At 38.1% G+C, this 23529-nt stretch carries 23 protein-coding genes; 6 read left to right on the forward strand and 17 right to left on the reverse strand.

Features of this window, described 5'->3' with window-relative positions:
* Nucleotides 1–137: 137 nt before the first annotated feature.
* The 8 genes from BUR11_RS02590 to BUR11_RS21150 all read right to left on the reverse strand — a co-directional run bounded on the left by BUR11_RS02590 (nucleotide 138) and on the right by BUR11_RS21150 (nucleotide 6975).
* Nucleotides 138–647 carry a hypothetical protein gene (locus BUR11_RS02590; RefSeq protein ID WP_143185806.1) on the reverse strand — a complete coding sequence of 170 codons (510 nt, stop codon included), beginning with the start codon at nucleotides 645–647 and terminating at the stop codon, nucleotides 138–140.
* Nucleotides 648–865: 218 nt separating this feature from the next.
* Nucleotides 866–1474: a hypothetical protein gene (locus BUR11_RS02595; RefSeq protein WP_074223265.1), complete on the reverse strand. Its 609-nt coding sequence runs from the start codon at nucleotides 1472–1474 to the stop codon at nucleotides 866–868.
* A gap of 440 nt (nucleotides 1475–1914) precedes the next feature.
* On the reverse strand, nucleotides 1915–2472 hold the full coding sequence (locus BUR11_RS02605) for an OsmC family protein (RefSeq protein ID WP_074223267.1): 558 nt from the start codon (nucleotides 2470–2472) through the stop codon (nucleotides 1915–1917).
* Nucleotides 2473–2616: 144 nt separating this feature from the next.
* A complete protein-coding gene (locus tag BUR11_RS02610) occupies nucleotides 2617–3480 on the reverse strand; it encodes a helix-turn-helix domain-containing protein (RefSeq protein ID WP_074223268.1) in 864 nt (287 codons plus the stop codon).
* Between the two features lie 277 nt (nucleotides 3481–3757).
* The gene (locus BUR11_RS02615) at nucleotides 3758–4192 is read right to left on the reverse strand and encodes a VOC family protein (protein ID WP_074223269.1); all 435 of its coding nucleotides are present in this window, start codon (nucleotides 4190–4192) and stop codon (nucleotides 3758–3760) included.
* Between the two features lie 299 nt (nucleotides 4193–4491).
* On the reverse strand, nucleotides 4492–4794 hold the full coding sequence (locus BUR11_RS02620) for a hypothetical protein (RefSeq protein ID WP_074223270.1): 303 nt from the start codon (nucleotides 4792–4794) through the stop codon (nucleotides 4492–4494).
* A 336-nt stretch (nucleotides 4795–5130) separates the two neighbouring features.
* Nucleotides 5131–6213 (reverse strand): Fic family protein, encoded by a 1083-nt coding sequence (locus BUR11_RS02625; RefSeq protein ID WP_074223271.1) that lies wholly within the window; start codon nucleotides 6211–6213, stop codon nucleotides 5131–5133.
* A gap of 477 nt (nucleotides 6214–6690) precedes the next feature.
* The gene (locus BUR11_RS21150) at nucleotides 6691–6975 is read right to left on the reverse strand and encodes a hypothetical protein (RefSeq protein WP_074223272.1); all 285 of its coding nucleotides are present in this window, start codon (nucleotides 6973–6975) and stop codon (nucleotides 6691–6693) included.
* Nucleotides 6976–7291: 316 nt separating this feature from the next.
* Here BUR11_RS21150 and BUR11_RS02635 point away from each other — a divergent pair, with 316 nt between their 5' ends.
* Entirely contained in the window at nucleotides 7292–7696 is a 405-nt protein-coding gene (locus tag BUR11_RS02635) for a helix-turn-helix transcriptional regulator (protein WP_074223273.1), read from the forward strand.
* 332 nt (nucleotides 7697–8028) lie between these two features.
* Here BUR11_RS02635 and BUR11_RS02640 read toward each other — a convergent pair whose 3' ends face one another.
* The 7 genes from BUR11_RS02640 to BUR11_RS02670 all read right to left on the reverse strand — a co-directional run bounded on the left by BUR11_RS02640 (nucleotide 8029) and on the right by BUR11_RS02670 (nucleotide 17638).
* A complete protein-coding gene (locus BUR11_RS02640) occupies nucleotides 8029–8937 on the reverse strand; it encodes a GIY-YIG nuclease family protein (RefSeq protein WP_074223274.1) in 909 nt (302 codons plus the stop codon).
* Nucleotides 8938–9228: 291 nt separating this feature from the next.
* Nucleotides 9229–10605: a hypothetical protein gene (locus BUR11_RS02645; protein WP_074223275.1), complete on the reverse strand. Its 1377-nt coding sequence runs from the start codon at nucleotides 10603–10605 to the stop codon at nucleotides 9229–9231.
* A gap of 2 nt (nucleotides 10606–10607) precedes the next feature.
* A complete protein-coding gene (locus tag BUR11_RS02650; RefSeq protein WP_074223276.1) occupies nucleotides 10608–13016 on the reverse strand; it encodes a hypothetical protein in 2409 nt (802 codons plus the stop codon).
* 381 nt (nucleotides 13017–13397) lie between these two features.
* Nucleotides 13398–13913, reverse strand: a complete 516-nt coding sequence (locus BUR11_RS02655; protein WP_074223277.1) for a hypothetical protein — start codon at nucleotides 13911–13913, stop codon at nucleotides 13398–13400.
* Nucleotides 13914–13935: 22 nt separating this feature from the next.
* Entirely contained in the window at nucleotides 13936–14352 is a 417-nt protein-coding gene (locus BUR11_RS02660) for a hypothetical protein (RefSeq protein WP_074223278.1), read from the reverse strand.
* Nucleotides 14353–14731: 379 nt separating this feature from the next.
* Nucleotides 14732–15814: a glycoside hydrolase family protein gene (locus BUR11_RS02665; protein WP_074223279.1), complete on the reverse strand. Its 1083-nt coding sequence runs from the start codon at nucleotides 15812–15814 to the stop codon at nucleotides 14732–14734.
* Nucleotides 15815–15904: 90 nt separating this feature from the next.
* Complete coding sequence (locus BUR11_RS02670; RefSeq protein WP_074225081.1) at nucleotides 15905–17638, reverse strand: glycoside hydrolase family 13 protein; 1734 nt, start codon at nucleotides 17636–17638, stop codon at nucleotides 15905–15907.
* 366 nt (nucleotides 17639–18004) lie between these two features.
* Between BUR11_RS02670 and BUR11_RS02675 the strand changes: the two genes are divergently transcribed.
* Complete coding sequence (locus BUR11_RS02675) at nucleotides 18005–18766, forward strand: SDR family NAD(P)-dependent oxidoreductase (RefSeq protein WP_074223280.1); 762 nt, start codon at nucleotides 18005–18007, stop codon at nucleotides 18764–18766.
* A gap of 125 nt (nucleotides 18767–18891) precedes the next feature.
* Here the strand turns inward: BUR11_RS02675 and BUR11_RS02680 are convergent, their stop codons facing one another.
* Together BUR11_RS02680 and BUR11_RS02685 are read right to left on the reverse strand one after the other, a co-directional pair.
* On the reverse strand, nucleotides 18892–19404 hold the full coding sequence (locus BUR11_RS02680) for a VOC family protein (RefSeq protein ID WP_317045211.1): 513 nt from the start codon (nucleotides 19402–19404) through the stop codon (nucleotides 18892–18894).
* Nucleotides 19405–19617: 213 nt separating this feature from the next.
* Nucleotides 19618–20199: a phosphonate degradation HD-domain oxygenase gene (locus BUR11_RS02685; RefSeq protein WP_074223281.1), complete on the reverse strand. Its 582-nt coding sequence runs from the start codon at nucleotides 20197–20199 to the stop codon at nucleotides 19618–19620.
* A gap of 329 nt (nucleotides 20200–20528) precedes the next feature.
* Here BUR11_RS02685 and BUR11_RS02690 point away from each other — a divergent pair, with 329 nt between their 5' ends.
* The 4 genes from BUR11_RS02690 to BUR11_RS02705 all read left to right on the forward strand — a co-directional run bounded on the left by BUR11_RS02690 (nucleotide 20529) and on the right by BUR11_RS02705 (nucleotide 23452).
* Nucleotides 20529–21656, forward strand: a complete 1128-nt coding sequence (locus BUR11_RS02690) for a TIGR03364 family FAD-dependent oxidoreductase (protein ID WP_074223282.1) — start codon at nucleotides 20529–20531, stop codon at nucleotides 21654–21656.
* Between the two features lie 84 nt (nucleotides 21657–21740).
* Nucleotides 21741–22319, forward strand: coding sequence for a helix-turn-helix domain-containing protein (locus BUR11_RS02695; RefSeq protein WP_074223283.1), 579 nt, complete (start codon nucleotides 21741–21743; stop codon nucleotides 22317–22319).
* A gap of 1 nt (nucleotide 22320) precedes the next feature.
* Complete coding sequence (locus BUR11_RS02700; protein WP_074223284.1) at nucleotides 22321–22929, forward strand: hypothetical protein; 609 nt, start codon at nucleotides 22321–22323, stop codon at nucleotides 22927–22929.
* 4 nt (nucleotides 22930–22933) lie between these two features.
* Nucleotides 22934–23452 carry a GNAT family N-acetyltransferase gene (locus BUR11_RS02705; protein WP_074223285.1) on the forward strand — a complete coding sequence of 173 codons (519 nt, stop codon included), beginning with the start codon at nucleotides 22934–22936 and terminating at the stop codon, nucleotides 23450–23452.
* Nucleotides 23453–23529 lie beyond the last annotated feature (77 nt).

Consider the following 23529-nt stretch of genomic DNA (forward strand, 5'->3'; position numbering starts at 1 on the left):
TTCAGTCAGACAATGTAATTCCCCACAAATTAACTCCATAGTTTTAAAAATCAAGGTGAAGAACCTCTAAAACTGGATGGATCAGGATGTAGATCCTCTCTACCTACTTCAGGATTACGAATCCTGAAGTGCGAAATTCACTTTATAACAAATAAGTCGATTAGAAAATTTACGATCTCTTGGCCAAAATCATTATCCAATAGTCTATAGATTCTGAGCTTTGAATAAGTAAAAGCAAACAGGAATAACAAAAGGCTCGCAAATTTTAACCTGCCGTAATATGCCAGTTCAAAAAGAACCAATGCAATCAATGGCATTAAATACAAGGCATCAACTAATGGACCGTTTGGACCAAACCCCAGATTTCCAGAGGCACGTTGGACGGCTGCCAAGGTTAGAAAAACCAGAGATGCCAGCATCAACCGTTTGTGATAATAGGTATTTCTTCTCAAAAGAATGGAAAGAAAAACGGTCCCTACTCCCAAAGCAATTTGCGATAGATTAAAAAGGGCCTCTAACAAAGATTTGTTGCCTGTATAGGTTTTATAAAGGATGGTGTAATAGCTAGAGACAAATACTGCTGATATTAATACAATACCGAAGAACCCTGCAAGTTTATGTTTTCTGATTTGGAGGGATGCTATCATTACGTTTTGAAAACAATAAAGCAAAATCCAAGAAGAAAAGATAAGGCCGTGAAGTTGAAGGTAAGGGGCTAATGGGGGAGTATAATTTTTAAAATAAAAGGTTCTGCCAAATCCCAACAAAACCATCCCCACAAACCAGAAGGAGGTAAGGGTAAAAAATTGCCTTTCAGGATGGCGTTTTATGGAAAAGAGTAGGTTTTTGCCTATTGAATTAGCCATCATTCATTTTTTTTTCTGTGGGAGAATGCATTTTTCAGAATCAGTAGAAATAGAAATAAAAAGATTCCTAATCCTATAGATGTAGCTACAAATAAAGGAAGGTTGGCTGTCATTTGGCTTCCTCGTCCTGGATTAGGCGCGTCTATAATACTGGCATATAAAATTTTTAAATCTTCCCCTTCTGTCTTCCAAATTTCTGTGATGAGAAAGGATGGTCCCCCTTCCTCTGTAAGTATATAGGAAACCAGATAATTATTGTCTACCTGTTCCAATACATTGTAATCTATTTGAAAAGTTGTAGTTGGGATTTTGTAAGAGCCCATGTTCTTAAGAATGTTTTCTTGCCCCTCGATGCGATTCCCGAATTCATAATAAACCCCTTGTTCGGAAAACTTTTGAGCATAGGTTTGGGTGTTTCCTGTATAAAAATCCTGATAACTCTCTGTCAACTGGGTTTTAATTAGGGCAGGAATACTGTCTGTGAGTTGCCCATGGCTATGAAAGGAAATGCTTAAAAAAAGAATTGCTAGGACTGGCCAAAAAGGAAGGGATTTTGAAAATACCATAAGGTTGATTCTAGACGCCCAAACCAATTGAATAGTTAACATCCTATTTCAATAGGAATGTTAAGAAGTGGGTGTAGGAGTTTAAACTATTGATAATCAAAATACTAAATCAATTTTTTTTAAACAACCTTCATATCGCTTCAGATTTCAGGTGAAGATTAATCCGAAAGCAAATTAGACTTTAGAGGCTCTCCCTTAAACTATTCGGTTTTTAATAAACTTGTCTCTTTTGGAAAAGAATTGTTCGCGTACCCTCACTGCGATCCCGAGGATCGGGAAAAGCAGTTTCGTTTAAAAGCTTAAGTGCTTCATTTTCAGGATTGCTGCGTCGTCGTACCTTTTCCTCCTCGTAATGCCGGATAAAAACCAATTTCTCCAAGCTTAATTCCATCAATCAATACCTAAAAAACTCACAAAAAAAGGATTACAATTTCTCGTAATCCTTTTCTAACACTTTGGGCCACACTATCTCTACATCCATATTACTCTTTTAATGCTACCTGAACATCCATGGGATGAATCAGGGAGTTGTAGAGAGGAGATTGCTTTGCCAGGGTCAGCAGTTCTTGCTTTTGGGCCTCATCCACACCCTCAATATCAAAGGTCACACGGATTTGCTGAAAGCCTTTGACCCCGTGTGGTGCCATACCCAGAAATCCTTTGATGTCAATATCTCCTTCCACCCGGGAAGAAACCGCTCCGATTTTGATGCCTCTGGCCGCTGCCAGTAAAACCATGGCAGTAGTCATACAACCCAGCAACCCATGCAGCAACACCTCTCCTGGATTGGCGCCTTTGTTGGTTCCCAACAGGACAGGAGGTTCATCATTGTCATAGATAAAAGGAACCGTACGGCTGGTGTCTTCTTGACCTGCTCCATAAAAATCCTGTACATAACTTCTGTTATGCGCTCCATCAATCCATTGGTTGGTGGCACGAAGTTCAAAATTTCCGATTTCAGGGTTGTTCTGTAATGCTGCTACTACACCTGCAATTGCTTCCTGATCAAATCCGTTTACTGTTTTTGCTAAAGTTTCCATTGTTCTCTTGATTAGGTTTTAAAAATGTAACTATGCAAATGTAGAGCGGATAGAGACCCCCTGGATAGGCAGAAAAGTTCAGAAGATTGACAATTCGGTTCAATCTAACCTCTTGAAATCGAATAGAGTAGAAGGAGGGACTCCCTACGATCTCTCCCTGTATTGGATGGGAGTCATATTGAATTTTGATTTAAAAGACCGGTTGAAACTGGATGCTTCTTCAAAGCCTGATTCAAAACCGATGAGGTTGGCGGGTTTGTCCGTGGTTTTCAATAAATGGGCAGCCAAATCCAATCGTTTGTTGGCCAGCCATTTGCCTGGAGAGGTATGGTAGATTTCCTGAAAGTTTCTTTTAAAAGAACTTAAACTCATGCTGCAGAGGTCGGCATATTGTTCCAGGTTCAGGCAGTAGGCAAAGTTCTGTTCCATGATTTGTTGTAACTGGGCACTTTGTTCCCGGTTGATGGAAAGCAGGTATTGGGCTAAAGTCCGATGGATGGGATTGGTGAAAATATTCAACAATAACTCCTCGAACTTCAGGTGCAACAGGTTCTTATCAGGATAGCTTGGAGAACTCAGGAAAGCGGCAAGGGATTGGATATACGCTTCCAAATAGGCATCCAATTGGATTCGTATGACCGCATCGGTATCATCCTGTTGTTGAAGCTTGTTCATTCCAGCGATGGTAGAAAAGCGTTGGATAAACTGTTTGATAAAATCATCGGGAATGAATACCATCAGGGCACAGTAATCCTCATCAAAAAACTGATGGACCAGGTTGGCTCCCTTTTTTACAAACAGGGAATCTCCTGCTTCCACTACATAATCCTTGTAAATGCTCCGCCACATTTTTTTACCGGAGGTGACAAAGACAAAGTAATTTGCATCCGACCAAATCCCCGCTTTGACCTCATTGACCAAGCATTTGTATTCAATAAATAGCAGGTCATGGATCTGAATTTTCTTATAGTGATTGCTCGATTTTAGAAATCCATAGAGGTCCAGCATGGAAAAAAAGTTTAGTAGCGCTGTTTTCTCCTAAAAATTAAGATTTTTTTATGATTAAACGCTCTTGTCCAGGTAATTCCAATACAATCAGAGTCCTAATGAATAGCAGGGTAGACTTTATATAGTATTAGCGAACCCAAGAACCAGTCTCGGAAAAAAGTAAATTCTTCAATATGGGGATTAGCATAGTGTTCCCCACAAAAAACCGGGGCAGCCTGTACCTCCTATCTATCTCATGATTACAAATTCTGAATCACAAAAAAACAAGAATTCCCTATTAAGCCTTTCCTTGGAATTTAGGATCATAATCCACCATCCATTCAATTCCATATTTATCCCGAAACATGCCAAAGTAAGAGCCCCAGGGGCTGTCGGCTATAGGAACTTCGACGGTTCCTCCAGCAGATAAACCATTAAATAAATGATCCGCTTCCTCTTTGCTTGCGGCACTGATGGAGATTTTGGATCGGTGTTCTTCTTCATTTACGGGACCCATAGATTCGGGAACATCATTTCCCATCAGGATATTTCCACCGATGGGCAGGGCAATGTGCATGATTTTATCGGCTTCCTTTTCTGAAACAGGCTCAGGGCCTGGCATATCTTTAAATCGCATAATCATGGCGAATTCGCCACCAAAGACCGATTGGTAAAAATGAAATGCTTCTTCGCAGTTTCCATTAAAGTTAATATAGGGATTAATCAGTGCCATTGGATTTGGATTATAAGTTAATACTCAAATATACCCACTTCACGGACAAAAAGCTGGGCTAAAATCCGTCAAAAAAAGGAGAGTTTGCGACAAGGGGGAGAAGGGACTGCAATGACTAAACTGTGTTTCAATACAATTTAGCTCATGATGGACTTTCATTTATTTAGCGCCAAAGGGTAGCCATCATACCGGGCCTTAGAAGTGTTTTTCTTCCAAATTAGCATATTCAGAATTTGGAGCAATAAACTTTCAAGCTCTCATTTCCGCTCGGTTGGGGCTAGCTGATGTTGTATACCGTTTTAATCAATATTTTTGTACCAAGGCACAAATTTCTTTTTGGCGAAAAGTCCCCTTTCTTTTTTCTTTTTGAGTTTACCATTCGCATTAAACTCATATAGTCTTTCCTTTTTGAAGAACAGTTTCTTTGGTACGTAATCAGGCGGTAATTGTCCTCCACTAGTAATATTGTCTATTGCAAACTGTTCATCTGATACTCGCTCGGTTGTCTTATTTAACGAACGCACTAGTGAATCAGGCTCACCCTTTCTTATCAATGTGTCCATTACCAGGGTTGGAGTAAGAATGATTGTATCACCTTTCATCTTCCAGTCATCAATTGACCATCCTGATGGCAAATCAAATTGATATTTGAACTCAAAAGTTGAATCACTGAAAAGCTCTATCTGATACCCGAAATTATCTTTTTAATTACCTGGAATGGATGTTTGAGCATCAACAAGGCTATATTGAAATAAAAAATATAATAATATAGCTTTCTTCATTTTGAAAGGTGTACAACGGCGTTCCTGGCTATGGCTAGTGCGGCATTTTGAAAACGTTCCGTCCTCGCCAGCAGGATGGTTGTTGAAAGTACAAAATATCATTTTTTAGTTTCAAAGCTAGCATTAGCTATAGGCGATGTTGTGCCTTCGTGCTTTTTAATTTTCAAGTATGTTCATTAATTTCTTATTCAGATATAATTTTTCTTTACCGACTCTTATGGATGTTAGAAATCCTTCTTCTTCTAAGGCCATTAGATAGTTTCCGACTGTTTTTGGTGTTCCTAGGTCCATATCAATTAGGTTTTGTCTTTTAGTATAAGGCAGTTTGAAAATGACTTCAACTAAATCTTTGGAGTAAACTTTAGGAAGCTTTTCTTTTATTTCTAGTCCTGTTATTTCCATAAGTTGAATTATGGATTCTAATCTATTTAACCCTTTTATAGCAGTTTTTTCTACCATATCCAGCATGTATAGAATAAAATTCGACCAATTATTTTTCTCGGTTATCGCCTTTAAACCTTTGTAGTATTTGTCTTTATTCTCTATGATGTACTCACTTAAGAAAAGGGCAGGGATGTCAAGTAGTTGCTCTAGTTTTAGCTGAAGTAAAAGAAGAATACGACCTGTTCTTCCATTACCGTCCGAAAAAGGGTGTATGGCTTCAAATTGGTAATGTGAAATGGCCATTTTAATTAGTGGGTCTAACGTATGATTTTCATTGATGAAAGCTTCAAGATTTGCCATTTTTTCTCGAATTACCTCTTCACCTGATGGTGGTGTGTAGATAATATCGCCTTTTGAATTAGAGAGAGTCGTTCCAGGAGTTGTTCTTATTCCAGCTGTATTTTGTTTGATACATTGAACAATTTCGATACAAAGGTTTGTTGTGATAAAAGGTTTTTCCTCAAGTCTTTTAAAACCTAACCAAATAGCTTCTTTGTAACTAATTACTTCCTTTGTAGCTGGGTTGTCGAATTTTTTATCTGCCACAACGGCTTGATACAAGTCGTCATTTGTTGTTACGATATTCTCAATTTCAGAACTAGCTTTTGCTTCCTGCAAATGAAGAGTGTCTAGAAATAAACTAGGATTAGGTAGGTTTCTTATTGCGCCATTTAATTGAGCTAAAGCCCTACTGGCTTTGATTGTTTTTGTAAGAATTTCTTTAGTTTCTAGATCTGCTGTTGGTGGGAGTAGAGGCAGATTGTTAAATGGTTTGGCTTTATCGAAGCTGTTCATAATCGAGAGTAATTTTTACACCTGTATTTTATTCAGAGGTAAAAATAATCAAAAATTACTCTCGTATTGTTTTGAGAAGTAAGTTTTACTCTTGTTTTTTTGCATGAGGCACAACGATTGTATATACCTAACTCTAATTCTCTATTATTTAAACATTTCTGTGCACAGGAATATTCGGAGTTGTGGAAACTAAATTAAGGATTTCGGTGATTTCCGCTCCACCTCTTTAAATTTTTCTTTGAAAATTTGAAATGGACCTCATGTTGCTTTCACTTGTTGCAAATACTTAACGATGGGTAGGCATTGATTAATTGTAAAAGGCTTATAGTTCCTGGCTTTGTTTATACTTCTCATAAACCAACGTACCAGAAGTCCCATATGAAGCTATTTTGAAAAATATTTCTTCCATTTATTCTCTTGTTTCACTATGGAGTGAACTCTTAGGAGAGTCGGAGCAAACATGCAACAACCATAACCTTAATTGTTTTTTGTTGAGGATTCTTGAGACTGGCTTTTGGGAGTAATGGAGTGGGGGCAATCTTGTTTCTGAAAGGAAGAACGAAAAGAAATAGAGCCTTGATGAATATGACTTGCCAGCAGTTCAAAAAAGTACTGCCTATTGCTCACGTCTAGGTGGGTTTGATCTCGTTGTGAAAGTTCCAGCATCCAACACTGGTACATTTCCCAGAGGTAGAGGTGGATGTCCTGGTCGCTGTAGTAATCGAACAAAGCATTTTCTAGATGGTCTAGTGGAATATGCATGGGATCATGTATTTTGATGTTCTTCAAATTATTGAAAGATGTTGGGCTATGGTATTCTTGGATTAGGTGTTTTAGCTAAGAATTGGAATAAATTATTCGTTGTCCTAAAACAAAAAAATATTGCCGATAAAGAAGGATTTACCGGGAAACTTAAGGAGGAGGAGCAATCCTAATAAACAAAGCCATCTTAGATGAGAAAGCAGACAATAAATGTCTGGAATTAGGTTTCCAAACTTGATTAAATCAGGTAAACAGAATAATTTAGTTAAAACTCTTTCGGAAGAATTCCTTAATTTCCCAATCTAAACTGTACAGCATGAACGAGAAGATCCACCACGGCAGAAATATCAAGCGTTTTCGGGAAATGATGGGCATCAAGCAAGAGGCTTTAGCCCATGAACTGGGAGATGACTGGTCCCAGAAGAAAATCAGCTTGCTGGAACAAAAAGAAGAAGTGGAGGATGATTTACTTCGCCAAGTGGCAGCAATTTTAAAAGTACCTGCTGAGGCGATTAAGAGTTTTAATGAGGAAACCGCGATTAATTTTTTTAACTCTTCTTTTAATGGACAATTTAGCGGGGTGAATTACCATACTACATTTAATGTTAACCCTATAGAGAAATGGGTTGAAGCACTGGAAGAAAATAAAAAACTCTATGAGCGACTTTTGGAAGCGGAAAGAGAGAAAGTGGAGATTTTAAAGAAGGTGTTGGAGAAGTAAACAGCATCAGATTTATTTAAATGTAAGTGCGTAATGTCGGGGCTATGCACCGTTTCAATGGCTGTATAGCCATTGTTGAGAAGCCGCCCCGAAGGGCGGTTTCCAAACGGTGTGGAGTCCCGACATTGAGAAACGACCGAAGGGATGTTTCTCAATTCCCATGATATAATCCGGTTCGTTTTAAGGATATAACCAAAAAGAATATATCATGGACACCTCGTTTTCTTTAAAAAAACCTGACTCAATCCCCATAAGAACCTCTCCGGTTCCGTGCAACACCGGTTTCATCGTTCGTGCTACGCACGCGACGAAAACCTAGTTGTTGCCAGCAGTTATTTTATTTCGTTTTGTTCAATTTCTTTAATTGATTTTCCATTTTCGTTTTTCCAGACGTTACGGCCATTAACTGAATATCCAAGTATTACAGCCGCTGCAGCAGATGGACTTGAAAAAAGGTGCTTTTTAGAAAAATACAATTTACCATTTGAATTTTTAGTGATAAACCCTTCTTCAATTAAGGATTCTCTCAAGGCTCCATATCCATAATTTTTGGTTGGATTATCTGCAACTTCTGAATTTTCCAAAACTACCAACCCTTCATTAGTCTGAATAGCCTTAGCTGTAATACCACTAACATTTAAATTCAGTTCTAGTTCGTCTTTTTTGTCAGATAATATTTCTTTCGTTTCGTCGATCAATTCTGTTGTCTCAGGAATGTGTTTGACTGAAATAGGATTTTCTAAAAATTTGTGTCCCAATGTACCAGTCAATAATTTAATATTGGTTAAAAACTCTTCCATTGCATCTCTGTCTGGTAAGGGAAGTCGATTTAGATTAGGGCTATTTCCATTTTTTAGTCTATACCTTTCCGTCTGTCTTGCAATTTCCACAATTCTACTCTCAAGATATTTAATATGAGATTTGGTTAAGTTGTCATCTTTACTTGTAAATACTATTACTTCATTCCAAAAGTCCTTTTTCAAATCGTGATTTTTCAATCTATCCCAGACATTTTCTGCTTCTCCGATATAAACCATTGGTTTTAAAGTGTCCTGTTCGTAACCGATTAAAAAATATACACCTTGAGTATTAATGGCAATCGCAAAGTGCTTGTTTAAATCCGATATTTTAGTTCTTGGGCAAGAAAGGGATTGAATTGTATGATTAACGAGTTCAGCAAACTTAATTCCAGTTACGCTTCCTTCTTTTAAATAAATTCTAATGCTTTTTCCTAATATCATTGGTCGGTTTTAATTGCTGGCAACGGTTGGTGTATGAAGCGTTGGGCATTTCGAAGCACTTTCCTGTCAAGCCGCTACAAATTTTATTAAATGTAACGACCTTGAAATTAGTACTATCCGCCCAATGATTTATACACTTTGTTACCGTTTCGTTGTTTTTTTCTTCCTCGCACTGGCAGGGCAAGCTCTTTTGCAATTTTGGATTTCAGAGTTGGCTTGTGTGAATTGCAAATGTGCTTGGCTGTGTGCAATGAGTTCACCTTTTTTGTGTATAATATTTGAAAATAGTATCTAATTTTTCAAGTTGACAATCAAATCTTCTAAACTTGTCATATTAGATTTGAACTTTTCAATTGACCATTCAGCTTCTAAAGAACCATTTACAGAAATAATAAATCCCGTGATATTTTCAATAGAAGTATGGTCGATGAAATCAAATTTTGAAATTGAATACAAACTAATTATAAGTTCTTGAAAACTATCAACCACAATATTATGGTTAAAACTATCAGCACATTCTTTCATGCTTTTATGAACACTTTCGAGTGTTTTTACTAAATACCCTTTTTTATCTGTCACATGAATTAGCCTTGAAGAATCAATGTTTTTTAATTTACTTATAGAATTTGTTGTAATCAATAAGTTGTCAATTGATTTGCTATTTTTAATAGCTTCTTCAGATTTACTAAGAGCTTCATTTGCATTGCCTTTGGCTTGCCTAGCATCTTCTTTTGCAGCTGAAGAGTTTATTAATGCTTCTGAAATATTTTCTTCCAAAGCTTTCGCTTTCGCATCAATTTCATCAACTTTTAACAAGATTGGCTCTGCATCGTCAATTCTTTTTTTAGCTTCCTTTGCTGTTTGGGAAGCTGCATCACTATCCTTTTTAGCAGAAATGGCACCTTCCTTTGCTTTATTTGATTCAAATATTGCAGTATTAATATTTCCTTCAAGGGTTGTTAATTTGGATTCTATTCCATCTACTTTGTCTAATGTTGGCTTTGCCGCATCAATTTTGTTTTCTGCTTTTTCTGCTTTTGAAATCGCACTTTCCAGCTCCTTGTCAATATTTTTTGATGTTTGATAATTAAGTAGAATTGGAATAAAAATCCCCAAAAATCCAATCACCCCAATCCAAATACTCACCCACATATTTAATCTGTCGATGCTTTCAGATATTTCGTCTTTGGTTTCACGAACTGCTTTGTCAACTTGATTTGTTAAAAAGAGGGTGTTTTGTTTTAATTCTGATAATTGCTTTTCCGTTAGCCTATAGGTTCCGTCTTTTTCTTTATTTGTAGGGAAAAGAAAATAGGGTGCTGGAATAATTTTATTACTTACAGTTGAATCAGCTTGAATATATTTATCAAGCAAAACATTCTTTAAATAAGCGATAAGCGAATCTTTTATCTCTGATTTAGTAATTGTGTCGAATGATATAATGAATGTTTCAGGAATAATAATATCATTTTCAACATGAAACTTTATTGATTTTAGTACTACTTCCGATATTTTATTATCCTTTTCCTCTAAAATTCTATTTACCCTGACATCTCTTAGCATCCAAAATGCTACAGATAAAACTATGATTAGAAATATCCAACCAGTTAAGCGTAGCCAAACAGGTGTTTTATTTGACTTATGAGTCATATCTTCTTGTACTGCCATTGTTAATAAAATTTATTATATATTTTTTGGGGCAAATATGTTGGTATTTTATAAATGATATTTAGATAATCATTTTTCTCTTTTGAGTCAAAATGTGGGAAGAGTCGAGAAAAAGAAATGTCATTTACTTGATTTTCAGCTGCAGCATTTATAGCACTTTCGAAAACTAATTCATCGTGTGTAAATAATATCAATTGTAAAGGTAAGTTCGGGGTAAAATCCTCGAAGATTTTAAACAGACTTTTGATAAAATTCTGAACTGTCGTTTTGTTCTTAAAATCACTTGCATAGAAAATATCATCCAGAACTAATGGCAAATTAATTCCTGTGTTTATTCTTGATGCTATGGCAATGCTAATACCTACCATTGTAGAGAATAGCCTGTAATGAAATGTATTAAGATATTTTTTTACAGGAAGAGGTTGAATGGTCTTATCTTTTGGAATTGCATAAGCAGTGATGATTTCAGAAAGTACTTCACCTGTTTCTTCATCAACAGTTTCTGGTCTTTTACTTATTTCAATATGGACATCTCTGTTATCCATTGTGGTAAAATAGTATTCAAGTATTTCCTCTACAATCAGTTTTATTGGAGCAAAAGCTTTTTCAACCTCGTTATTTAATTTCTTGTGATAAAATTCCAAATAAGCAGCTGTCTCACTTTTAATAGTATCAAATCTTGCCAATTCTTGTTGGAGTGACATAATTTCAGATTCGTTTTTTACAATGTCTTTTTCAAAATTTACAATTTTAATGTTTAAATCATGAATGTCTTTCTTTAGTTCAATAGATTGTTCTGAGATGGATTGATTCTGAGATTTTTCAGAAATTTTCTTTTCAATGTTTGAAATAATTACATTTCTTCTTTCAAACAAGGCAGGAATATCATTCACTACATAATTGAAAAGTTGATTGTTAATAAAATCTGTATTTGACTTTAGATAATTGAAAAGAAAACTGAATTTATCTTTAATATAATTTGGATTCTCTTCCAGATTTTGACCTTCTGAGAACATATCACTACCAACTAAACTTGAAATATTACTTAAGAACTTATTTTCAATTTCAAGAAGTTCAAGAAAATCTACTTTATCCTTAAGCGTTTTAGTTTCTTCATTTATTTTATTTCTAGCTAAATTTATTTGATTAATTAAATTGCTCAGTTGTTCCGTTATTTGATTAAATGAGTTATTTAGCTTTTGAGTTACCTTATTAAGCGATTCTATTTTCTCTATTCTCGTTTTAACATTTAATGAAATTGCATCAATTTCATCTTTTGAGTTTCTGCAAAATGGACAATTTTCTGATTCTTTTAAAAGTTCTAAACCCATTGATAGAAACTGGGACTCTTTATAATCACCTTTAACTTTAATAGCAATAAATTCTTTATATGATTCACGGTAGGTTGCAATCTTGAAAATGAAGTCATCAAATTCAAAATTGAAAGAAAAATAATTTTGTTTTAGGGTATTTAGCATTTCAAATAAATCTCTGACTTTTTTTTCATCATCGTTATTTTTTTGCTTTTTGAGAACAGAATCAAGCAAATTATTTTTTTCAATTAAAGCTTTTTTTGATGTTTCAATTGATTCTTTAGACGATTTGTTTTCTTTTTGTAGTGCTGTTATTCTTCGGCTTTCAGTTTGTCGTTTATAATAAATGAAAGATTTTATATTTTTTTCAAATTCCAATAATTCTGTTAACCCTAAGCTTTTTGCAATTGTGTAATGAAATGATTTATCATTTCCGTTTTCATAATCTAATCTTCCTTTATAATATATATCAAAGTCACTAATGAAGTGAGTATCAGGATTTACTTTCTGTCTTACAATTGAGGGAATACTTTCTTCATGGATATTGAAAGGTTTAAAATCACTTTGATTTATATTTATTCGACAAATGCTTTCAGAAAAACCATAATTAAAATGGGCTAAATAGTTTTCAAACCATTTATCATTATCAATACAATCTTTAAATGTTCTTAATTCTGCCTCACCAACTCTTCTGCAAAATGTATATTCTATTGCTTCGTAAATAGATGATTTACCTGAGCCATTTGTTCCAAGTAAAATCATGCTCTGGGGTTCTGCTCGTTCATTGCAGAAGTCAATTCCAAATGGCTTGTTAGATTTTGGAAACCCTCTTATAGCCGAAAGCTTAACGTCTTTAATTCGAAAGTCTTTATTCCTATATCTTTCAATTATTTCGGTTTCGTCTGTTTCAATTATTTCAAGTGCTTCCCTTTTTGTTTCTTTTAGTCTTTCGTAGAAAGGCAAAACATATTCAACGAATTTCTCTTTTTTTGAAATATCAATATTAGAATTTAAAGCAAAAACTAATGAAACTGTATTTTTCTGCAATTCAGGTTCATTAGCTAGCTCTTTGAGAAATATGTCTTTATTTTTTATCATTTTATGTGGTTTATATGTGCGTTTGCAAAATTTAGCTCTTTTGGTTTTTTCAACTTTTGGCTTGTGTGTCGACAAAAACCAAATGTGCTAATTGTGCGCTGGCTGTCTTTTTTACAATGAACGGTAATGTCGGGGCTATGCACCGTTTCAATGGCTGTATAGCCATTGTTGAGAAGCCGCCCCGAAGGGCGGTTTCCAAACGGTGTGGAGCCCCGACATTGAGAAACGACCGAAGGGATGTTTCTCAATGTTCCCACGCTTGGCGTTCGTGCGGGATTTCGGAGCTCAAAACTGTTAACCCAGCACTAAAGCCCAATTGGAAAACTGAACTTGAATGTAAGCACGTCACCCCGCATGACGCCAAACGTGTGTTAGGTGCTGTTATTTTATCTTTTCCCATCTGTCAATTAGGTCTGATTCAATAAGGTTTTTTACCGCATGCTTGTCTATTCTTTGTCTTGAATTTTCGCAACCCTGTATTGAACAACTGTCTCCCATAAATCTAATTGGTGTATCACCATGTTTAGTACAGAATGCTGTCAAGTCCGAAATAAATGGTCTGTCATAGTTAAAGAAAACACCCCACTTAAATAGAATACCTGTATTTGGATCAGTTGTCTTGTTGAATGATCGAAGTTTTTGTTGTTTTAAAGAGTAGTATGCTTTTTCCTTTTTGAATATTTTTCTGTACACAAATTTTAGAACCCAATAAGTTACAAGTGCAAGAATAACGTAAACAACTTCAATTTTTATTTCAAGTATTTTATTAAAGGCTTCTCTAAACGTTACTTTTTCTGTTACGCTCACAAATTTTGTATAGCCAAGAGTAAGCAAACCAATAATGCCTACTGAAATAACTTTACTCCAAACTGGGTCTGTCCATATTTTCTTTATCATATTTATTCTGTCCGTTGGAAGGTTAGCAATTATCTAAAAAGCCGTGTCTTAACATATATTCAACAATATCGTGCATTCCTCTTTTTTGTAGTTCTGCAATTAATACTCTTGGTGGTGGCCAATTACTCATATAGGGATTTGCGTCTGCACCAGTGTAAAGCCCTCCGCCAACACCTTTATAAAGTCCACCGCCAACACCTGTGTAAAGTCCGCCACCAACGCCAGTATAAAGCCCTCCACCTACACCTGTGTAAAGTCCACCGCCAACACCTGTATATAATCCACCACCTACACCAGTGTACATTCCACCACCAACGCCTGTATACATTCCACCACCAACACCGGTATAAGCACCGCCTCCAACACCAGTATAAAGTCCGCCACCAACGCCAGTGTATAGTCCACCACCGACACCTGTATATCTATTTCTTGGCCACATATTTTTTTGTTTTTTAGTTTATTTATTTATGTCTGTTTAGTTGTCCACTATAATTGCACCTAACATCTATATATGCGCATTGCGCATATATCCTTTATATTTAAAAGGTGAGATTTGTTTTTTAAGTGTATGTAAATCAGTGGCTTAATAAAACTTATCCGACAATAAATGTTTGTTGTCGTTTGTTGTCGGCTCAATCCACTTTTTGTCTAATTAAAAAATCAATCACAGTCTTATTAGTTTAGTCGACTAAGAACGTGAAATCAATTCTTTCATACAATACCCAGTACAGGGTATTTTTTTGGTGAAACTTAGAATGGGTAGTTGGATACCTGAATTGGATATGGATTCGGTTTACTTGATTATAATGGGCCTTTATCTATTCCCGAATCTTCAAAATATGACAAACAGTTCTGTCTTTTCCTTCTAGATTCCAACCTGAAGGAGCAAAGAGATAGGCAGGTTTCCCATTCATCATCAAGACTTTTGGACGCTCAAACTTCGGGTCGGGACCATAGATCTTCCGAACTTGCTCTGGGTTGTATTCCTTGAAATAAGCAGGAATTAAGTCATAGGCCAAACTGGATTGATCCAGGCTAAAGTGAATCCCATCGGTGGATTCCCAAAGAATACCTCCTCCTTGAATTCCAGTATTTTCTCCATGATTATCTGTAGTGATCAAATAATGTTTCCCGTCCATTGAAAAGGAGGAAGCATCTTCAATACTGGTTTTGTTATTGGTGATGGGCTCCCCATAAACCTGATAGGGGCCTTCTAGCTGATCCGAAATAGCAAGTCCAAATTCGCTGTGATTATTGACTCTTGCTTTAAAGTAAATATGATATTTATCGCCCACCTTCAACATGGTGGGATTCACCATGCCGTTTTGGGATTGTGCCACCCAGCTATCAGGGAATAACTCAGGGGAAAGAATTAAACCGTTTTCCCCAACTTTTTTCCATGGACCATAGGGGGATTTGGAAACCAGCATGCCAGTCCCTTGATTTTTGGGATGGGGAGGCTGCATGTAATCTGAATTGGCAATGTACAGCAAGACATAGGTGTCCCCAAATTTCCTGATTTCAGGATTATGTGGTGCAAATCGATCCCAATCACCTTCTATCCCTGTTCCTTTGACTGCCACATCGGAAAAGGTATAGGTGCCTTCAGGACTATCTGCTACATAATGGGCGATTTCAGAGGACTTTCGCCAGGCAGGATCTACATTTTTCTCTGGCCACCTCGCTACAAATACATGGATTTTTCCATCCTCTCCCAGGATGGGAGCAGATCCCCAAAGGGTATAGTTTTCATCCTCAATCGTTGCTACGGTCCATTCCAACCTGGAAGCAAAGGAAGAGGGTTCGGCTTCTTGTACAGCAATTTTCTGGGCGTTAGTGGTGCTTCCAGCAAGAATTAGAAAACAAATGACTTGAAGCAAAATGCTTGGAGTGAACTTCATGAATTTGGATTACAACAGGATTTATTTCCCAGTAGGGTCAAAAACTAAATTAGTAAAGCAATTCAATTGAAGGCTAACCATTGAAGGAAATTAATTGACCTGTACAATCACTGCCTGATAAGGCAACAACTCAACAGTATTTCCCGAAACCTCCAGTTCTGGATAATTATTGATGATCAGCTGATCCAAGTTTCCGGGTTCAGAAAGGGTAATGGTAGACTTTTCTTCAGAAAAGTTAAGCAGAACCAGCATCTTCTCGCCGTCGAGGGTTCTAGTAAATGCATAAACGGTAGGATGCTCTTGTTGGAGTATCTCATAGTTTCCATAAACCAACACCGGATGATCTTTTCTGACTTGGGTCATTTTTCTAAAGTGATTCAAAATGCTATTCGGGTCCTTCTCCTGGGCTGCAACATTGATTTCATGGTAGTTTTCATTCACTCGTTTCCAAGGAGTTCCTGTGGTAAATCCAGCATTTTTGGAATCATCCCATTGCATGGGAGTCCTGCCATTTTCCCTGGAGCTGTAATTCAGGATTTCCATAAATTCTTCCATGTCTTTTCCTGCCGCTAAGGCTGCTTTGTATTTACCTTTGGCTTCCACATCCACATATTCTTCAATGGTTGGCATATCCATATTGGTCATCCCTATTTCATCTCCATAGTAGGTATAAGGAGTGCCCCGCATACTGAGCAAGAAGGTATTCAGCATTTGAGTGGAAGGGGTGCGGAATTTCGGGTCGGGATTTCCAAAGCGATTGACCAATCGGGCATTGTCATGGTTGGAAAGGAAAATGGCAATCCATCCCTTATCGGCGAAGGCTTTGTCCCATCGGGTGAAGACCTCTTTAAAGTCAGCCAATTCATAGCCATCCGGAGTCCTGGACATGTCCACGTATTCAAAATGGTAGGCCATCTGCAGTTCCTGACGCTCTGCATCCACTAGTTTATGGGCATCTTCAAAAGTACTGCCAGCACCCTCTGCTACTGCGAACACATCGTATTTCTCCAGAACTTCATGGTACATTTCTTTTAAATACTCATGGAGTTGGGGTCGCATTCCATACCATTTAATGAAATCTTTTTCATGGCCTTCCGGAAATTCAGGCCAGGTGGTGTCTTTGCTGGCAAATTGGAAGGCATCCATTCGGAACCCATCCACCCCTTTTTCCGCCCAAAATTTCATGATGTCATACACCTCTTGTCTAAGTTTGGGATTTTCCCAATTGAGGTCCGGTTGTTCTTCCGCAAAAGTATGGAGGTAATACGCATTGCTCAGGGAATCATATTCCCAAGCTCCATCCGGATCAAATAGACTGTAGCGATAGGGTGGCTCACCCTTTTCTGCTGGCCACCAATGGTAATAATCCCGGTATGGGTTATCCCTGGAACTTCGGGATTGTTGAAACCATTCATGTTCAATGCTGCTATGGTTGACCACCACATCCAACACAAACTTAATCCCACGCTGGTGGAAGCCATCCAGCATTTGCTGAAAGTCTTCCATTGTACCATACCTCGGCAGAATAGCCCGATAATCGGCCACATCATACCCATTGTCTACAAGGGGAGATTCGAAAAAAGGGTTCATCCAAACCATCGTGACCCCTAAGCTTTCTATGTAATCCAGTTTTTCAATGACCCCTTGAAAATCCCCAAATCCATCTCCGTTCGTGTCGTTGAAGCTTTGCGGATAGATTTGGTAGAGGATGCCTTCCTTCCACCAGGTTCTTTCAGTTTCAAAGATCGGTTCTTGGGTCTGGTTTTGTTTGGTACAGCCAAAAAACAAGAGGCTTGCTAGTAATCTCCATAGATAGTTCTTCATGCTCAATTGATCTGATGGGTCCAATGTTAATTTTTCAACAGAAGTAGTTCTAATCCAATTTATTATATACTCAGGATATCTCACCTAGTTTTCATTAATTTCGCTCATACTTTTAAAAGTTACTATTTCTCAGTTATTTTCTTTTAAAATCTGTGGGGGTTAAGAAGGGGGATTTAGGTGTGATTTTTATTCAGGATTACAAATCCTGATTTTCGGTGTGAGATTGCGTTTTTGACAGCATTAAATCTGAATTTTTCATTGAGAATCAATCCTGATATTAAAGACGAAACTTTTATGGGGGGGATTTTGGAATCATCCACGAACTGAATTCTCCTAAAATTTGTAAAATCAAAAAAGAACAGAAAAATGAATATAAATAAGATAGCCCTTGTCACCGGCGGAAGCCGAGGATTGGGTAGAGATATGGCCATTCGTTTGGCAGAAAAAGGGAATGACCTGATTATTACCTACCATACCAATCTTGCTGCTGCCCAGGAGGTAGTTTCTGAAATTGAAAAATTAGGCCAAACTGCGAAAGCTTTGCAACTCGATACCAGTGATATCAAGAGCTTTGATGCATTTTTTACCATCCTCTTTGAATACCTGCAAAGCGAGAAGGAACGCACTAGCTTTGACTTCCTGATCAACAATGCTGGGACAGGCCTATACGTGCCCTTTCTGGAAACCACGGAAGCCATGTTTGATGAGATGATGAATATCCACTTAAAAGGGGTGTATTTCCTGACCCAAAAGGCAGTTCCGTATTTGGCGGATGGAGGTAAAATCATCAATATTTCTTCCGGCCTGGCTCGATTCAGTTTGCCAAATTCCTCAGCCTATGGAGCCATGAAAGGTGGAGTAGATGTGTTGACCCGCTATTTGGCGAAGGAATTGGCAGGAAGAAAGATCACTGCCAATGTAGTGGCACCCGGAGCGGTTGCCACAGAGTTTGGTGGGGGAGAAAACCGGGATAATGAGAAGAAAAGAACCTTGATAGCCGGTGCCACTGCCTTGGGTAGAGTAGGAGAAGCAGAAGATATCGGTGGAGTAGTTGCCTTCTTGTGTTCGGAAGATGCCCGTTGGATCAATGGTCAGCGGATAGAAATCTCTGGTGGGATTTTTCTATAATTTTCTGATGTAGGAAAAGTAGGCTAAAGAAGGTGGTTGAATTACCTATTCTTGCAATACCTGTCTATCGGGAGTTTTATAGCCTTCCGATAGGCGCTTGATTGTTATGATTTGGTTTTGAAAAACTATCGGTGTTGATCTATTAAAATCAAATTTCCATCTGGGTCATAAAGCATTAAACTCGCCGGGCCACTGGTATTTTCATCTGCCTCAGAAGTCAAGTCTAAATTTTCACTTTTCAGGTGTTTTTGAATCTCTCTGACATCGTGAAATTCATCTATGTTTTGGGCATTTTCATCCCAACCCGGATTGAAAGTCAATATATTTCCTTCAAACATCCCTTGAAAAAGCCCAATTAGACAGTTTTCATTTTTCATGATCAAGTAATCTTTACTCGTTTCACCACCCAATTGTTCAAAGCCTAATTTCTCATAAAAAACTCTGGAAGATTCAAGGTCTTTCACACTTAGACTGATAGAAAAAGCACCAAGTTTCAGATTCTCTTCTGGAAGTTGGACAGGGTTTGCAGGAGCCGTGGAATTGCTTTTAGTACTCTCTTTGAAGAGGAAGGAATGGGAATAGAACCCTAATCCAAATACCATTAAAAAGCTCAGAATTTTTACTTGCATCTTTTCCATTAGATATAAACTTAAGTCTGAAATAAACCCTAAAAATCGATTTGTTTCCAAAAACTGATTTAAGAAGAGAAGGTACAAAAAGTAGGATAATGTCAGTCGTTAATGTCTTAAAATGAATATGTTGTGAGAAATGAAAAAGACGAAATAAACCAAGGTTTATCAGTGGTAGGTTGGGAGTTAAATAGGGGGGATTTTAGAAGTGAGCTGGATTAATTAAGAGGCTAGAATTCGCTCTGCCATTTTCTTATAGTTCTCCAAATCCGGAAGTGGCACATGTTCTTCCTTGGCCATTTCATCCCAGGTCCTCATTTTTAGGGATACTTCAAATAAAGGGTCGTTTTCAAATGCCGCTGCCTCGGAAGCATTCATTTTCCCTCCCTGAAACTCCAAGGTCTTTCTGCTGGCTTCGGATAATTTGTCAAAGTACTCCGGGAATTTATACGTGAGGTAGCGTTTTGCCTGTACATGGTTTTCCACCAGTTTGGCTACTTTCTCTGGAAACCCCAGGTCTCTCAAAAAGTCTCCCCCGATCTTCTCATGGCTTTTGATGCCATATCCATCCATGGATTCAAAATTGCCCAGGTGCACACAAAGATGCCCGATATCATGAAAGAATGCTGCTAGAATCACCTCTTCCTCGTATCCCTCTTTTTCCGCAATCTGGGCAGATTGACACATATGTTCGATCTGTGATACAGGCTCACCAATGTAATCCTCTTCCCCATATTTCCGGTACAGGTCAAAAACCAGTTCAATGCGTTTGGTTTTGGATTGGTTTGAATAGGTTGGTTTCATGTCTTTCTAGTTTATAAATACTAAATAACCTGTTGAAGGATTGCCTGCAAAATCTGAAAGGTTAAGTTTAAATCAAGTCTCTATTAATTTAAGATTATTCAATCCCTAAAGGTTGAATAATCCCTAGAAGATTTGAATTTCATCCCTTAAGTTAATAAATAATTAACCTTATAAATAGTTTTGATACTGTACAAAAGTTTAATTTTGCTAAACAATAATTGAGTTGGTTTTGAAAATAAGGGGGCAAGTGTCTTGCACGAAGCTCCCTTTTTTTAGCAGTAGAAAAATGATTATCGAATCAACACTGAATTTTTAATAAATTAAGGGATATGAGTTCAACTTCATCAGCAATCGTCATTGGAGCCGGGATCGTAGGCTTATCTGTTACCCGTGCTTTGCAGGCCAAAGGGTGGAAAGTTACCGTCATAGAGCGGCATCCACAGGCTCAGGGAGCCTCTGTGCGGAATTTTGGAATGATATGGCCCATCGGACAGGCCCAAGGACCAGCCTATCAACGGGCCAAAAGAGCCCGTGAAATCTGGATCGACATGAGCCAAAAGGCGGAGTTTTTTGCGGAGAAAACAGGATCTCTTCACTTGGCTTATACGGATTTGGAAATGCAGGTGGTAGAGGAATATGTAGCTGCCATGAAAGGGGTGAAGTCCGCAGAGGCATTGACCCCCGAGCAGACCCAAAAAATAAGCCCAGCCACTAAATTGGATGGGTTGAAAGGAGCTTTGTGGTCGGATGAAGAAATGATTGTAGACCCGAGGGAAGCGGTGTTTAAGACTGCGAAATACCTGGATTCCTTGCCTGGAGTGGAGTTTATTTGGAATAAAGTTATTTCCAGAATTGAAGAGAATACGGTGTACAGTGGACAGACTTCCTGGTCTGCAGACAAGGTGTTTGTTTGCTCTGGAGCGGATTTTGAAACCTTGTATCCTGAAGTATTTGCGGGGATTCCCATCACCAAATGCAAATTGCAAATGATGCGCTTGGTACAGCAGCCGGAGAATTGGAGGATAGGACCGCCATTGTGTGCAGGGTTGAGTTTTATCCATTACAAGGGATTTGAAGTAGCAGATTCCCTGTCAAAGCTTCGTGAAGTGTACCAACAGCAATTCCCGGAATTATTGGAATTGGGCATCCATGTGATGGTATCCCAAAATGGATTGGGGGAATTGACCATCGGGGATAGCCATGAATACGGCCTGAATTTGAGTCCATTTGACCAAACCCATATCAACGAGCTCATCATCAATTTCCTGAAAACCTTTGCCCAGTTTAAGGATTGGAGAATCGGCTCGGCCTGGCATGGCATTTATCCTAAAATGACCGATGGATCCATTGATTTTGTAAGGGAAATAGATCAATATGTGACCATTGTCAATGGAGTAGGTGGGGCAGGCATGACCTTGTCATTTGGCTTGGGAGAAGAAGTCGTTGATCAACTTTAATGGTCCTCAAACCCTTTTAAGTAGTTAATTTTTTTCTGGAACGTAATTAATCAGTAGTTTTCCAGTTGTTTAGACCCAAAATTTATGGAGCATGAAGTAATCGTGCAGATCAGTAACAAGATCAAAAGCATCAGAAAAGAAAAAAACCTCACCCTACAGGATATCGCCGATCGAGCAGGAGTAACCAAAGGCTTGATCTCCCAAATTGAGAACAGCAGAACTATCCCTTCCCTTTTAGTATTGATCCAGATTATCCAGGCCTTGGAAGTGGATCTGGATTCATTTTTTGCAGAGTTAAGCAGGTATAGTCAGGAGACAAAAATTATCGTCCAGCGGAAATCCGACTACGAGCGATTCGAAAAGGAGCCTGCCAGTGGCTATGAGTATTTTCGGATTTTTACCAAGAAAATGGGGCAAAGCACCATCGACATTGTCCTGTTGGAAATCCAGCCGGGAAGCACCAGGGATTTTGTGCAGACCGAGGCTTTTGAATACAAATTCATCATTTCTGGCTCGGTCAAATATGTGTTCCGGGATCAGGAAATTGTTTTAAATGCCGGAGATTCCTTGTTATTTGATGGCCGCCTGGAGCATAATCCCGTGAATGAAGGGGAGGTGCCTGTCCAGATGTTGGTAGTCTATTTCTTTGAACAGAAACGCTAGAATGAAGTATTTTCTTTTCCTGATCCTCCTATTGGCAAGCTGGACCTCCCAGGCGCAGACCAGGTATCGTGATGAATTGGGCAGGTCGGTATCCAAAGATGAATTCCAAAACAAGATTTTGAACGGTCCTTATTTTGGGGTACCCAGTGAGGATCCGGAAGTGATGATGCTCATCTATCGTATGCCCTTCGGTAAAGTGGAACCGGGACCATTTTATGAAAAGCTGGGAAAATCAGAGGAGTTGAAGGAAGGGAAATCACTGATCGTGATTTTTTATCCGGGGAAAGATGAATGCAATTCCACAGGGGACAATGCCAATGACCGAAGGTATTTTCAGAAAACCCATGATTATTTAATGAAGGTGGCAGCGAAAAGAAATGCTTCTGAACCGGACTACATCTTCAAAAACTCCCATGGCTTGGAAAAATACCAAGGAATTATTTCCTGGATGCCCGATCCAGATGGTGTTTTTGAGCAGGAGTTTTTTAAATTCCCTTATCCCTGCAGAAGCTTTGTGGTGATCCATCCAAGTGGGGAATACCGTTCGATTTTGGGAGAGTTTCCCAACAACCAGGTCGATCAGGCATTGAAAATATTGAACAAAAACTAACATTATGAAACCCGTGGATATTCAGGAAGTAACTGCCAATGAATTAGAGGAGTTGGTACTTATGGCCAGGAAGTCGTTTTTAGAAGCTTTTACTGCCGGCAATAAAATTGAAAATGTTTACGCCTATTTGGATGAAGCATTCACTCCCGCCCAATTTGAAAAGGAATTTATCAACCCTTGTTCCAAGTTCTTTGTCGCGAAGTCAGAAGGGAAAATCATTGGCTATACCAAGGTCAATCAAGTGCCTTCCCAAACAGATATCCATGATGAAGAGAGTTTGGAGATTGCCAGATTGTATGTATTGGAAGTATACAAAGGTCAGGGTTTTGGGAAGCAGTTACTGGACTATGCTTTTGATTTTGCCCGGAAAAACTCATTGAAATATGTGTGGTTGGGAGTTTGGGAGCATAATAAACATGCCATTCAGTTTTACGAAAAACAGGGGTTTAAAAAATTCGGGACTCACCCTTTTCCATTCGGAGATGAGGTTCAAACGGACTGGCTGATGAAAAAAGATACCTGAATCCAACAGGTAAACATTAATCAGAAGGTAAATTCTCAAAATTGAATTTAATCCTTAATTTTCGAATTAAAGAATCT

The organism is Algoriphagus halophilus (assembly GCF_900129785.1).
GTDB lineage: Bacteria > Bacteroidota > Bacteroidia > Cytophagales > Cyclobacteriaceae > Algoriphagus > Algoriphagus halophilus.